Here is a 12,312-nt window from a genome sequence, read left to right on the forward strand (position 1 = left end):
AGAAACAGCCACGATGCGCGTAAGCCTCCCTAGAGTCGCGTGTCTCGGTTTGGCATTCGTTGTTGCGCTGCACGCGCAGTGCGCGGTGGCCAACGAGACAGTGTGCTCGAGTCCGAAGCGGGCGGGTGTGAAGGCGAGGGCGTCGCTCGCTGTGCGTTGGACAGAGCTCGGACTTTTGGAAAAGTGGCTGGGAGCTTCTTCTGAGGCGACGATGGGCATGAGCTTCAGCAGCGTCGCGACTACAGGCAAGAAAATCCTAATACTCCAAAGCCCCAAGGCCACAGTCGCCATTAACCTGACGGCCGAGCTTGAGGATGGCCCAGTCGCGGTTGAGGTCGAACGCACATGTTTCAGCGACGATTACGAAGCATGGAAACCTTTCTGGCTCCACTTTCAGCGCGCGATCCGCGCACGCGGGTACCGTTTGACGACGAGCTAATGTCCTCTATCCACCCAAAGCGGACATTCGCACTTATGGCAAAGCTGCAATGTCTGGCGAGATGAAATCTCGCCGCGCTTCGACCGAGAACAATCGCGCGGGCGTGTAGAACCGCAGCGGCCAGTCGCGGCGGCCCATTGGGGACAGCAACAGCTCGTTGACCAGTTCGTGCAGCGGTTCCTTGGGGTCGGCCTCGGCGAGGAACAGGCGGACGCCGTGGAGGAACACGCGGGTGATGGTTTCGTGATAGCCTTCGCTGTCGCTGTTCACCCCGCCGACGCTCTCATTGTAGGCGCGGATTAAGCCCGGCAGCGCCGCGTCGATGTCGATGTCGGGGCGGCGGGTAAGCAGATAGGTCGTGGTCGCAAGATGCGCCTCGTGGGTCCATTCGACGCGCGGCAAGGTGCGCGCGATCAATCCCTCGCCGATGTGGACGATCCCGGCGTCGTCGTGGAACAGGCGTGGTTTATAATCAGTCATTGGTCGGGCCTTACTTCGCGGGGGCCCGACCTAAAGCCGGGCTTCAGGCGGTTGCGGGCGCGGCCGGTTGGCGCGCCTTCGGTCCCGATTGTCGCACGCCTTCGTCGACATGTTCGGCGAACTCGGCGAAATTGGCGACGAACAGGTCGACCAGTCTGGCCGCGGTCCGGTCATATTCGTCCATGTCCGCCCAGGTGCCGCGCGGATCGAGGATGCCGCTGTCAACGCCGGGCACCGCCACCGGAACGTCGAAACCAAAGTTAGGGTCCTTACGGAAGTTGGCATTCTTGAGGCTGCCGTCGAGCGCGGCGTTGAGCAGCGCCCGCGTCGCCTGGATTGGCATCCGCTGGCCGACGCCATATTTGCCGCCGGTCCAGCCGGTGTTGACCAGCCAGCAGTCGACCCCCGCTTCCGCGATCCGTTTCTTGAGAAGATTGCCATATACCGACGGGTGGCGCGGCATAAACGGGGCGCCGAAACAGGTAGAAAAGGTTGCTTCGGGCTCGGTGACGCCAATCTCGGTGCCGGCGACCTTGGCGGTGTAGCCGGAGAGGAAATGGTACATCGCCTGGTCGGGTGTCAGCCGGGCGATCGGCGGCAGCACCCCGAACGCGTCGGCGGTCAGCATCACCACATTCTTGGGCAACGGGCCCATATTGTCCGCGGACGAATTGGGAATGAACTCGATCGGATAGGCGCCGCGGCTGTTCTCGGCCAGGCTGCCGTCGTCGAGGTCAAGCTCGCGCGTCACCGGGTCCATCACGACATTCTCGAGCACGGTGCCGAAGCGCTTGGTGGTGGCAAAAATCTCCGGCTCGGCGTCGGCCGACAGGCGGATCATCTTGGCGTAGCAACCGCCTTCAAAGTTGAACACGTGGGTGTCCGACCAGCCATGCTCGTCGTCGCCGATCAGGGTGCGGTTGGGGTCGGCCGACAGCGTCGTCTTGCCGGTGCCGGACAGGCCGAAGAAGATCGCGGTGTCACCGTCGGGGCCGATATTGGCCGAGCAATGCATCGGCATGATGCCGTGCGGCGGCAGCAGGAAGTTCAAGAGCCCGAACACCGACTTCTTCATCTCGCCGGCATAAGCGGTGCCGCCAATCAGGATCAGCTTCTTTTCGAGATTGACCGCGATCACCGTCGCGCCGCGGCAGCCGTGGCGCTCCGGGTCGGCCTGGAAGGTCGGCAAGTCGATGATGGTATATTCGGGGTCGAAGTCCGCCAGCTCGTCGGCTTCGGGGCGGACCAGCAAGGTGCGGATGAACAGATTGTGCCACGCCAGCTCGTTGATGACCCGCACACGAACGCGATGCTCGGGCTCCGAACCGCCGAACAGGTCGGCGACGAACAATTTATCCTTGGTGCCAAGCGCCGCGAGGAAATCCTGGTGCAGCCGGTCGAAGGCCTCGCCGTCCATCGGCTTGTTAGTCTTGCCCCACCACACCGTGCGCTCGCTGGTCGAATCGCGGACGATGAAGCGGTCCTGGGCGCTGCGGCCGGTATGTGCCCCGGTGCGGACGACCAGCGGGCCGTCCTTGGCGAGCAACCCTTCGGCCCGGCGCACGGCATGTTCGACCAAAGGCGCGGTGGTCAGATTCCAATGGAGCTCGGCGGCGGTGGTGATCCCCTGCGCGTCCAGTCCATGCTTCGGAATCCGGTCGGTCACTCAATCGTCCCCTTCTAAAATGGCAATGCGGCGGCGCCCTGGCGCTTTTGCACCGAGTCCTGCCGCCGCATGCGTGTGCGTATTGGCGTCTATAAACCCGAAGACCGCGCGGGGTCAAAGTAGCCAGAAGTGCGGCTTGTCCTAAGTGGCCACGCTTGTTTCAACCCCGGACGCTGGCTAAGCCGAGCGTCCCCGGCAAAGCTGCCCCAAAAGGCCATTGATGAGCCAAGTGATCGCGCTGGTCGACGACGACCGCAACATCCTGACGTCAATCTCCATCGCGCTCCAGGCCGAGGGTTTCATCACTCGCGTCTATTCGGATGGCGATGCGGCGCTCAAGGCGTTTGCCGAAAATCCGGCGGACTTGGGCGTGTTCGACATCAAGATGCCGCGCATGGACGGCATGGAACTGCTGCGAAGGTTGCGCGAAACCAGCTCGATGCCGGTCATTTTCCTTACCTCCAAGGATGACGAGCTCGACGAAGCGCTGGGTCTGGCCATGGGCGCTGACGATTATATCGCCAAGCCGTTTTCGCAACGGCTGCTGATCGCGCGGATCCGGGCGATTTTGCGCCGCCAGGAGCTCGCCATGGGCGAGGCCAGCGCGACCCGCGACGAGGCCGAAGTGCCGCTGCTGGTGCGCCAGCGACTGACCATGGACCCGGCGCGCCACAAGGTGATCTGGGCCGGGCTGAACGTCACTTTGACGGTGACCGAGTTCATGATCCTGGAAGCACTGGCGCAGCGCCCGGGCGTGGTCAAAAGCCGCAACCAGTTGCTCGACATCGCCTATCAGGACGACGTCTATGTCGACGACCGCACAATCGACAGCCACATCAAGCGCATCCGCCGCAAATTCCGCAGCGTCGATGCGGACTTCGACGCGATCGAAACCCTCTATGGAGTCGGTTACCGCTTTGACGATGAGTGACGCCATGCAGACGGGTGATACCGGTGACCTCGTCCTGAGTTGGTCGGGGCGCTGGACACTCACCTATCGCATCCTCGCGGTCAATATCCTGACGCTAATGTTGCTCGCACTCAGCATCATTTACCTCGACGTCTTCCGCAACCGCTTAAGCAAGGAGCGCGTCCGGCAGACAAAATCGGAGGCGGTGGTGACGGCGTCGGCGCTAACCCAGATTCCGGCCGCGGCGAGGTCGCCAGCGCTGGCCGCGATCGGCCGCTCGACCGGGAGCCGGATCCGCCTGTACGGGGCCGACGGGCAGCTTGCCGAAGACAGCTGGCGACAGACCGGTTCAACCTACCAACTGGTTGATCCCCAATCCCAAAGTTGGAAGAAAGATGTCGCGCGGACGCTCGACCGTGGCTTCAATGCATTGGTCGGCGCCCGCCCGCTCGAGGATTTCGCCGAACCGCGGGTCGACCAGCTGCAGTCGTGGCCCGAAGCCTTGAGCAGCAAGATTAGCGGCTTGCCCACCACAAAAGTCCGCAATGCGCCCGACCTGACCCCGGTCTTCTCGGCCGCGGTGCCAATCGGTGAACAGGTGCTGTTAATTACCGAGAACGATCGCGGCTTCACCCGCACCGTGCGCAGCCAGCGCTCCGTTTTGGTGGCCTTAATGACGATGGCGACGATCCTTTCGATTCTCCTGTCACTGTTCCTTGCCCGGACTATCGTCCGCCCGCTGCGCCGGCTGGCCCTGGCGGCGCATCGCGTTCGGCTGGGCCGGGCGCGGGAGGTCAATGTTCCTCGCCTGCCCTCCAGGACCGACGAGATCGGGTTGCTGGCGAGGGCCGTGTCGGACATGAGCCAGTCGCTGCGGCAGCGGATCGATAATATCGAAGCGTTCGCCGCCGACGTCACGCATGAACTCAAGAACCCGCTGGCGTCCTTGCGTTCGGCGCTCGACAGCCTCGACCGGGTCGATGACCAAGCGTTGCAGAAGCAGCTGATCGACGTTGCTCGCGACGACGTGCTCCGGCTCGACCGATTGATTGGCGACATCGGCGAAGCGGCGCGCACCGACGCTGAGCTTGCCCGCGCGACGTTCGAAGTCGTCGACCTGGGCCCACTGATCGAGCAACTTGCGTCCAGCTGGGAGAATCGCCGTGAAGACGGCGACGCCAGCATTGCTTTCGCTCGGCCGCGGCGCGCGAGCGCGGTGGTGCTCGGCAAGCCCGATCGGCTGGCCCGAGCAATCAACAACATCATCGACAATGCGATCAGTTTCTCGCCGCCCGGCGGATTGATCGAGATCGCCGCCACCCGGGTCGGCGATAAGGTACTGATCCGGATCGACGACGAAGGCCCCGGGGTTCCCGACGAAGCCCGTGAAGCGATCTTTAACCGATTCCACTCAGTAAGGCCGGAAGGCGAGAATTTCGGTCGCCATTCGGGACTCGGCCTTGCGATTGCCCGGGCAATTGTCGAAGGCCATGACGGGGAGATTGACGTGCAGGATCGCGACGACGCGCCTTCGGGAGCGCGCTTCACCATCAGTTTGCCGGCGGCACCACTGCCATGAACTCGCCGCGCCTATCATCAGAAGCCGTCCATGCCAGCACCGTTGCTCTGGATGGCCGCGCGGTGCTGATCACCGGTCCCTCGGGCTCCGGCAAGTCCGACCTGACGCTGCGGCTGCTCGATCGCGGGTTCACGTTGGTTAGCGACGATCAGACTCTCGTCCGGCGGGAAGATGATTGGCTAATCGCGTCGGCACCGCCCAATATCGCCGGCAAGCTCGAGATTCGCGGCATCGGCATCGTCGAATTGGACCATGCTGGCGACATGCCGGTCGCCTTGCTGGTCGAGTTGACCAGCGACATCCAGCGCATGCCGGACGACAGTCGCGAACGGCCGATCCTGGGCGTGGCGTTGCCGCTGATCAACATCGACGCAATGGCCGCATCGGCGCCATCCAAGGTCGCTTGGGCGCTCGATCGCATGGGCCTCAAGCTCCAGTGAGCGAAAAGCGGCAGGGTCAGCCTCCCCGGCCACGCCTGCTGCTCGTCACCGGCATGTCAGGGGCCGGCAAATCGACCGTCCTCGACGCGCTGGAGGATATGGGCTGGGACTGCGTCGAGAACCTCCCGGCCCTGATGCTCAAGGATTATGTCGACCAGGGCCTCATTGGCGACCGTCAGGTGCCGATCGCGGTCGGGATGGACACTCGCAGCCGCGGCTTCGATCCCGCCGCTTTGCCCGCCATCGTCCACTCGATCGCCGGCGTGGCTCCCGAAATCCTCTACCTCGACTGTTCCGGGGCCGAGCTCATTCGGCGCTACGACGAGACCCGCCGCCGCCACCCGTTGGCGCCCGACCGGCCGGCCGAGGATGGCATCGCTCGCGAGCGCACTTTCACCGCGCCGCTGCGCAGTGCGGCCGAAAGCGTCCTCGACACCACCGACTTGTCCCCCGCCGAACTGCGCGACGAGCTTCGACGCCGCTACGGTGGCGATGTTGCCCAGCCAGTGCTGACGCTTACGTCGTTCGCGTTCGCGCGCGGCATGTCGCGGACCGCCGATCTGGTGTTCGACCTGCGTTTCATCGCCAACCCGCATTGGGTCGACGACCTGCGCCCGCTGACCGGGCTCGACGGACCGGTGCGTGACTATATCGAGACAGATGTGGCCTGGATTCCGGCGATGGACCGCATCGAAGCGCTTCTCATTGACTGGATTCCCCGCTACTGGGCCGCCGGCAAAACCTATCTGACGGTGGCTTTCGGCTGTACCGGAGGGCGACATCGCTCCGTAGCCGCGGCCGTTGAAATGGCGGAACGATTGCGCAGGGCGGGCTTTTCTCCGAATGTCCGGCATCGGGACCTCGGGTCCCGGCCAAACGACACGGTCGAGGAAAATGCCGGACGAGGGCCAGTGGAGGCGAGTTGAACGAATGATTGGACTAGTGTTGGTGACGCACGGCCGCCTTGCGGCCGAGTTCATCACCGCGATGGAGCATGTCGTCGGACCGCAGGAGCAGATCGCGGCGATCTGCATCGGCCCCGATGACGACATGGAAGCGCGGCGCAAGGATATTTCCGAGGCGATTTCGACCGTTGACCGGGGCGATGGCGCAATCATTCTCACCGACCTGTTCGGCGGGACCCCGTCGAACCTCGCCATCAGCCTGATGAAGACCGAGAACATCGAGGTTATCGCCGGCGTCAATTTGCCGATGCTGATCCGGCTCGAAAGCGCGCGCAAGGTGATGGGCGTCCACGCCGCGGTGACGGCGGCGCGTGAGGCCGGGCGCAAATATATTTCGGTCGCCTCGGAAATTCTCGGGGAAGCCGCGGCTTGACCGCAGTCCAGCGCGAGGTCCGGATCGAAAACCAGCGGGGGTTGCACGCGCGAGCGAGCGCCAAGTTCGTTACCATGGCGTGCGCTCTCGACGTGATCATCGAAGTTGAGAAAGACGGCAATCGCGTCTGCGGCACCTCGATCATGGGCCTGATGATGCTCGGCGCGGCGATGGGCGACCAGATCATCATCCACGTTGACGGCGTTTACGCCGAGGAAGCGCTGGAAAAGCTCACCGGGCTGGTCGCAAGTCGCTTCGGCGAGGATTGATGGTCCGGCCCAATGCCTAAGAGAATCACCGCTTATTCGAATTCGACCGTGAAAAGGCTGCGTTCGCTGCGCGACAAAAAGGCGCGGCGCGAAGAAGGGCTGTTCTTGGCCGAGGGACTGCGGATCATCGCCGAGGCGCGGGACAGTGGCTGCCTACCCGAGATCATCGCCTTCTCGGCCGACGGGGCGAAACATCCTCTCGCCGCCGACATCATCGCCGCGACCGAGGCCGCCGGCGGTGAAGCGATCGAGACGACCCCCGACATCCTGTCCAAAATGTCGGGCAAGGACAATCCGCAGCTGCTGCTGGCAGCGTTCCGGCAACCGGAGACTTTACTGCAAGCAATTGACCGATCGACCGCCCCGCTGTGGATCGTCGCGCAGGCGCTGCGTGACCCCGGCAATCTCGGCACCATCCTGCGGACCGGGGACGCGGTCGGGGCCGGCGGGCTGATCCTGGTGGATGACAGCGCCGATCCGTTCTCGGTCGAGACGGTGCGGGCGTCCATGGGGGCCGTGTTCACCCAAGCTATCGCCACCGCGCGCTGGGACGAGTTCATAGCCTGGCTGCGGGCCGGTCCGGGGCAGTTGGTCGGGACCAGCCTCAAAGCGACGGCCGACTATCTTGAAGCGGACTATCACGCCCCCTGCTTCCTGCTGATCGGCAACGAGCAGCAAGGGCTTCCCGAGGCCTATGAGCAAGCCTGCGACCTCCTCGTCAAAATCCCGATGGCCGGGCGCGCCGACAGCCTCAATGCAGCGGTCGCGGCGGCCGTAATGGCGTTCCAGGTCAAGGCCAGCTGGCGCGTCTGACGGAACCTGCACGCCCCGTGCGGGGTTAGGCCGACCATGAAACATCTATTCGCACTCGCGCCGTTGGCGCTGCTCACCGCTTGCTACGGCCCACCCCCACCCGCGCCGCCGATCACGCCGAACCCGCCGGGAGGCGTTTACCGAGCGCAAGGGACCGAGCCGTTCTGGGATCTCACCATCGATCCGCGCGACATGATCTTCACCGATCGCAGCAACAATGTTCGCGTCGCCCAGCCGACGCCGCCGGTGATCGTCGGCATTGCCGGCGAGATTTACCGGACGCCCCGCCTCAACGTGAACATCGTCCATTCGCAGTGCAGCGACGGGATGAGCGACCGGAATTACCCGGATAAGGTCCAGGTCGATGTCGACGGCCGCCGCTTCAACGGCTGCGGCGGACTTTAGGCGACGCCCTCGTTGGCGGTCGCTGGCGTTGCCGCGAGCTTGGTTAGCGGCCGCGGGCTGGCTTCGACCATCGGCGGGGTTTCGATCACCTTGGCGCTGCCTGCTCCCAGGGCCTCGAAACGCCGCGCCTGGGTGAATACCTGGCTCTCGAAGCTACCGACCATCTGATTGTAAGCCGTGTTGGCAGTCGCGAGGTTCTTGCCCATCCGGCTCATATGTTCAGCCATGGTCGCAAGACGCGAGTATAACTCTTTGCCAAGGCTAGCAATTTCCTCGGCCGCTTCGTTCAGCGTTTCTTGCCGCCAAACGCTCGCGACGGTGCGCGCGATGGCGACCAAATTGGTTGGGGTGGCCAGCAACACGCGGCGCTCGAAGGCCCAATCCCACAGGCCATCGTCCTGCTCCAGTGCGGCAGTCAAGAAATGCTCGCCCGGAATGTACATCACCACATAATCGGCCGAATCCCCGAACTGGGCCCAATAGGCCTTGGAGCCCAATTGCTGCGCGTGATTGCGGATCGACATGACATGGGCGCGCAAGAACGCCAGGCGCTTGTCGTCGTCCACCTCCTCGCAGGCGTCGAGATAGGCATTCAGCGAACATTTGGCGTCGATGATCAACTGGCGGCCGCCGGGAAGCCGCACCACGACATCGGGCCGCAGCTTACCGTCCTCGCCATCGACCGACACTTCGGTGCGGAAATCGGCGTAAGGGCTGAGGCCGGATTGTTCGAGCACGTTGCGCAGCGACTGCTCGCCCCAACGGCCGCGCGCTTTGGGCGACGAGCGCAGCGCGTTGACGAGGTTGCGGGTCTCGTCGCGCACCTGCCCCTGCCCGGTCCGCACCAGCTCGACCGCTTCGCGCAGGCCGGCATAATGGTCGACGCGCTCCTTTTCGACCGTCTGCAGCTTCTCCTGATAGCTTTTGAGCAGCGCCTCGACCGGCATGACGGCTTGAGTAAACTTCTCGCCCGCCTGCTCGAGGAACGCCTTGCGGGCTTCGCCGAGCAATTTGCCGCCAATCTCGTGAAATTGGGCCGACAAGCTCTCTTTGGCCTCGCGCAGCGCCACGAGCTGCTGATCGAACGAGCGTTCGCGTTCTTCCTGCGCGGCGCGCAGGATCGCCAGCTCGCTCGCCGCCGAGCGGTTGGCGTCGCGCTCCTTGATCACTTCGTCGAGTTGGAGCCGCAGCGAATCAATCACCTGGGCCCCGCCGGCCCCGGCGCGGCTGCCGGCCAGCCAGCCGATCAGCGCGCCCATTCCGAGCGCGATGACGACGGTTAGAATGACACTCAGGTCCATCGGCCACTCCACAGGAACGAATAGCGAACTTAGCTCGCGCGTCGGCGTTGCTCAAGCGGCAAGCTTGCGATACCGCTTGGCCCGACCCCGACCCAAAGGAAACCCGATGTCCATCCGCAAGATGATTTCGCTCCATCCCGCCGCCAAGGGTCACGTCAACCAGCCGCTCGGCGATGCCGTCCATCACGCGATGTATTGCGCCAAGATGTGCCTGTCGTGCGCCGACGCCTGCCTCGCCGAGCCGATGGACCTGACCCAGTGCATTCGCGCCTGCCTCGACTGCGCCGACGTCTGCGACGCCACCGCCAATCTCGGCCTGCGCCGCAGCGGCGCCAACGAGACCGTCCTGCGCGAAATGCTCGAGCTGTGCGCGCGGGTCTGCGACGCTTGCGCCGCCGAATGCGACCAACACGATCACGAGCATTGCAAGCTGTGCGCGATCATGTGCCGCGAGTGCGCCGACGATTGCCGCAACGCGGGGGCGAGCCTGACGGCGTAGGAAACACCATGCGGATCAAGATCGGATTGCTCGCCGCGATCGCGCTGTTCGCTACCGTTTCAGCGAGCGCCGCGCAAAGCCGCGAAGTCGTGGTCGTAAGCGGCGTTCTGGGGCCCGAAGGTCCGCTCTATGTCGAGGGCAATCTCTATTTCGTCGGCTGGATCTCGGGCACCTTGTCGAAGTGGGATGGCAAGACCACGACGGTGCTAAATTCCGCTCTAGGCTGCGGGCACAACGGCCTGGCGCTGAGCAGGGAGCACACGTTCCTGCTCGCCTGCACTAACGCGCACGGCGTGATCCTCGAACTCGATCTGTCGGGCAAGGAACTGCGGCGGTGGAGCGCCGATAGCGAAGGGCGGAGCTTTGACGGCGGGATCAACGATATCGTCGTTGCCGACAATGGCGGCGCCTATGCCACGGTGTTTGGCCCGTACGATGGTGCGCCGACCGCGATCGCCGGCCGGATCGTTTATCGGGCGCCGGGAAGCGACACGTGGGTGCAGGTCGCCGACAACCTCAATTACGCCAACGGCATCGCCATCTCGCCGGACCAAAAGACTCTCTACCTCGACGAGATGGTCGGAAACGCCATCCTGAAGTTCGCGATCGAGGCCGATGGAACGCTGACGCATCGATCCAATTTCGCGCTGCTCAACCTGCTGGTGCCGAACCGAGTCGAGAATTGGTGGCTGGGGCCCGACAGCCTGAAGGTTGACCGCCGGGGCAATTTGTATGTCGCGCAATTCTTCGGCGGCAAGGTGCTCAAGATCTCGCCGAAAGGCAAACTGTTGCACGTGTTCCGGATCGCGGCCGGCGACGGGACGACCAATGTCGCCTTCGGACCGGGCGAACGCGACCTTTACGTCTCCGTGGTCCAGGACGGCAACGACCCACAGGCTAAAGGGAGCATCGTCAGGATCCGCAACGTCCATTGACGCCGCTGCTCGCGCTAGGCGGCTCTTTCGCCGCGATCCTTGCGCATCTTGGCGAGCTTCTTGAGCACCATCTCGCGCTTCAAGCGTGACAAATGGTCGATGAACAATATGCCTTCGAGGTGATCCATCTCGTGCTGCAGGCAGACCGCCAGCAGCCCGTCGAGCTGCTCCTCATGTTGCTTGCCCTTCTCGTCGAGCCAGCGCGCGCGGATATGGTCCGGCCGTTCGACCTCGGCATATTGGTCGGGCACCGATAGGCAGCCTTCGAGATAGGGCACCTCTTCCTCGGAATGCGTGAGGATTTCGGGGTTGATGAACACGCGCGGGTCGTTGACCGGTTCGCCGCCCTCTTCCTCGGGCTCGTGGAGATCCATCACCAGGACGCGGATCGGGACGCCGACCTGGATCGCCGCGAGGCCGATGCCGGGCGCGTCGTACATCGTTTCGAACATGTCCTTGATCAGCGCCCGCACCTCGGCGTTGACCTCTTTCACGGGTGAAGAGATCTGGCGCAGGCGCGGGTCCGGGACCTCGACGATGGGCAGGATGGCCATGGCGGTAATTTAGTCGTTCGAGCGCGTTGCTTCAAGCAATCGGGCGCCGCGCCCGCAATGCCTGCGCCAACGTGCCTTCGTCGAGATAGTCGAGCTCGCCGCCGACCGGCAGGCCATGGGCTAATTGGGTCAGGCGAATCGGGAATTTCTCGAGCCGCTCGGCCAGATAATGGGCGGTGGTCTGGCCCTCGAGCGTCGCATTCATCGCCAGTACGACCTCGTCAATGCCGCCGGCAGCGACCCGCGCGACCAATTTGTCGATACCAAGATCCTCGGGCCGTATGCCTTCGAGTGCCGACAACCGCCCGCCGAGGACATGATAGCGGCCGGGAAACAGCCGCGAGCGGTCGAGCGCCCACAAATCGGCGACTTCCTCGACCACGCACAACAGCCGCTCATCCCGGCGCATATCCTTGCAGATGCTGCACGGGTCCGACGTGTCGAGATTGCCGCATACCGAGCAAGTTGAGAGGCGGGTCGCGACATCCTGCAAGGCCGCCAGCAGCGGCACCAGCGCGGTTTCCTTGCGCTTCATCAGGTGCAGCACCGCGCGACGCGCCGAGCGCGGCCCCAGACCCGGGAGCCTCGCCAGCGCTTGCGACAGAGCTTCAATTTGCTGCGATGCCATGGTGGCAATTCCATAGGGCGCTTGGCCAGAGGGGCAAGTCTCGGCCATAGGCGGGC

15 protein-coding genes are annotated in these 12,312 nt (G+C 64.0%); 10 read left to right on the forward strand and 5 right to left on the reverse strand.

The annotated features are described in order from the left end of the window. Window positions 1–472: 472 nt before the first annotated feature. Complete coding sequence (locus RMO25_RS01110) at window positions 473–919, reverse strand: hypothetical protein (protein WP_309660749.1); 447 nt, start codon at window positions 917–919, stop codon at window positions 473–475. A 43-nt stretch (window positions 920–962) separates the two neighbouring features. Beyond that, complete coding sequence (locus tag RMO25_RS01115; RefSeq protein ID WP_309660750.1) at window positions 963–2,585, reverse strand: phosphoenolpyruvate carboxykinase; 1,623 nt, start codon at window positions 2,583–2,585, stop codon at window positions 963–965. 220 nt (window positions 2,586–2,805) lie between these two features. On the opposite strand from RMO25_RS01115, the gene RMO25_RS01120 reads away from it, so the two are divergent. From RMO25_RS01120 to RMO25_RS01155, 8 genes are read left to right on the forward strand one after another with little or no spacing between them, the layout of a single operon-like run. Further along, on the forward strand, window positions 2,806–3,516 hold the full coding sequence (locus RMO25_RS01120; protein ID WP_309660751.1) for a response regulator transcription factor: 711 nt from the start codon (window positions 2,806–2,808) through the stop codon (window positions 3,514–3,516). After that, window positions 3,509–5,074, forward strand: coding sequence for a HAMP domain-containing sensor histidine kinase (locus RMO25_RS01125; RefSeq protein WP_309660752.1), 1,566 nt, complete (start codon window positions 3,509–3,511; stop codon window positions 5,072–5,074). The genes RMO25_RS01120 and RMO25_RS01125 overlap by 8 nt, the downstream gene beginning before the upstream one ends. Continuing rightward, entirely contained in the window at window positions 5,071–5,514 is a 444-nt protein-coding gene (locus tag RMO25_RS01130; RefSeq protein WP_309660753.1) for an aldolase, read from the forward strand. The genes RMO25_RS01125 and RMO25_RS01130 overlap by 4 nt, the downstream gene beginning before the upstream one ends. Beyond that, complete coding sequence (rapZ, locus tag RMO25_RS01135; protein ID WP_309660754.1) at window positions 5,511–6,440, forward strand: RNase adapter RapZ; 930 nt, start codon at window positions 5,511–5,513, stop codon at window positions 6,438–6,440. Before RMO25_RS01130 ends, rapZ begins: the two co-directional genes overlap by 4 nt. A 4-nt stretch (window positions 6,441–6,444) precedes the next feature. After that, complete coding sequence (locus RMO25_RS01140) at window positions 6,445–6,852, forward strand: PTS sugar transporter subunit IIA (protein WP_309660755.1); 408 nt, start codon at window positions 6,445–6,447, stop codon at window positions 6,850–6,852. Continuing rightward, window positions 6,849–7,121 carry an HPr family phosphocarrier protein gene (locus RMO25_RS01145; protein WP_309660756.1) on the forward strand — a complete coding sequence of 91 codons (273 nt, stop codon included), beginning with the start codon at window positions 6,849–6,851 and terminating at the stop codon, window positions 7,119–7,121. The genes RMO25_RS01140 and RMO25_RS01145 overlap by 4 nt, the downstream gene beginning before the upstream one ends. A gap of 12 nt (window positions 7,122–7,133) precedes the next feature. After that, the gene (locus RMO25_RS01150) at window positions 7,134–7,934 is read left to right on the forward strand and encodes an RNA methyltransferase (RefSeq protein ID WP_309660757.1); all 801 of its coding nucleotides are present in this window, start codon (window positions 7,134–7,136) and stop codon (window positions 7,932–7,934) included. 36 nt (window positions 7,935–7,970) lie between these two features. Next, complete coding sequence (locus RMO25_RS01155; RefSeq protein ID WP_309660758.1) at window positions 7,971–8,339, forward strand: hypothetical protein; 369 nt, start codon at window positions 7,971–7,973, stop codon at window positions 8,337–8,339. On the opposite strand, the gene RMO25_RS01160 is transcribed toward RMO25_RS01155, so the two are convergent. Further along, on the reverse strand, window positions 8,336–9,640 hold the full coding sequence (locus tag RMO25_RS01160; protein WP_309660759.1) for a DNA recombination protein RmuC: 1,305 nt from the start codon (window positions 9,638–9,640) through the stop codon (window positions 8,336–8,338). The two genes, RMO25_RS01155 and RMO25_RS01160, sit on opposite strands and share 4 nt — an antisense overlap. A gap of 106 nt (window positions 9,641–9,746) precedes the next feature. Here RMO25_RS01160 and RMO25_RS01165 point away from each other — a divergent pair, with 106 nt between their 5' ends. Beyond that, entirely contained in the window at window positions 9,747–10,139 is a 393-nt protein-coding gene (locus tag RMO25_RS01165) for a four-helix bundle copper-binding protein (RefSeq protein ID WP_309660760.1), read from the forward strand. Between the two features lie 8 nt (window positions 10,140–10,147). Beyond that, entirely contained in the window at window positions 10,148–11,074 is a 927-nt protein-coding gene (locus RMO25_RS01170) for an SMP-30/gluconolactonase/LRE family protein (RefSeq protein ID WP_309660761.1), read from the forward strand. 14 nt (window positions 11,075–11,088) lie between these two features. Here RMO25_RS01170 and def read toward each other — a convergent pair whose 3' ends face one another. Further along, the gene (def, locus tag RMO25_RS01175; RefSeq protein ID WP_309660762.1) at window positions 11,089–11,628 is read right to left on the reverse strand and encodes a peptide deformylase; all 540 of its coding nucleotides are present in this window, start codon (window positions 11,626–11,628) and stop codon (window positions 11,089–11,091) included. A 31-nt stretch (window positions 11,629–11,659) separates the two neighbouring features. After that, on the reverse strand, window positions 11,660–12,256 hold the full coding sequence (gene recR, locus RMO25_RS01180; RefSeq protein ID WP_309660763.1) for a recombination mediator RecR: 597 nt from the start codon (window positions 12,254–12,256) through the stop codon (window positions 11,660–11,662). Window positions 12,257–12,312: the final 56 nt, after the last annotated feature.

The sequence above is a fragment of the Sphingomonas sp. genome (assembly GCF_031361285.1).
In the GTDB taxonomy this organism is placed as follows: Bacteria; Pseudomonadota; Alphaproteobacteria; order Sphingomonadales; family Sphingomonadaceae; genus Sphingomicrobium.

Coding starts and splice junctions, on each gene's coding strand:
- RMO25_RS01170 (WP_309660761.1), top strand. CDS start 10,148: ATGCGGATCAAGATCGGATTGCTCGCCGCGATCGCGCTGTTCGCTACC.
- RMO25_RS01150 (WP_309660757.1), top strand. CDS start 7,134: ATGCCTAAGAGAATCACCGCTTATTCGAATTCGACCGTGAAAAGGCTG.
- RMO25_RS01120 (WP_309660751.1), top strand. CDS start 2,806: ATGAGCCAAGTGATCGCGCTGGTCGACGACGACCGCAACATCCTGACG.
- recR (WP_309660763.1), bottom strand. CDS start 12,256: ATGGCATCGCAGCAAATTGAAGCTCTGTCGCAAGCGCTGGCGAGGCTC.
- RMO25_RS01160 (WP_309660759.1), bottom strand. CDS start 9,640: ATGGACCTGAGTGTCATTCTAACCGTCGTCATCGCGCTCGGAATGGGC.
- RMO25_RS01140 (WP_309660755.1), top strand. CDS start 6,445: ATGATTGGACTAGTGTTGGTGACGCACGGCCGCCTTGCGGCCGAGTTC.
- RMO25_RS01130 (WP_309660753.1), top strand. CDS start 5,071: ATGAACTCGCCGCGCCTATCATCAGAAGCCGTCCATGCCAGCACCGTT.
- def (WP_309660762.1), bottom strand. CDS start 11,628: ATGGCCATCCTGCCCATCGTCGAGGTCCCGGACCCGCGCCTGCGCCAG.
- RMO25_RS01110 (WP_309660749.1), bottom strand. CDS start 919: ATGACTGATTATAAACCACGCCTGTTCCACGACGACGCCGGGATCGTC.
- RMO25_RS01155 (WP_309660758.1), top strand. CDS start 7,971: ATGAAACATCTATTCGCACTCGCGCCGTTGGCGCTGCTCACCGCTTGC.
- RMO25_RS01165 (WP_309660760.1), top strand. CDS start 9,747: ATGTCCATCCGCAAGATGATTTCGCTCCATCCCGCCGCCAAGGGTCAC.
- RMO25_RS01125 (WP_309660752.1), top strand. CDS start 3,509: ATGAGTGACGCCATGCAGACGGGTGATACCGGTGACCTCGTCCTGAGT.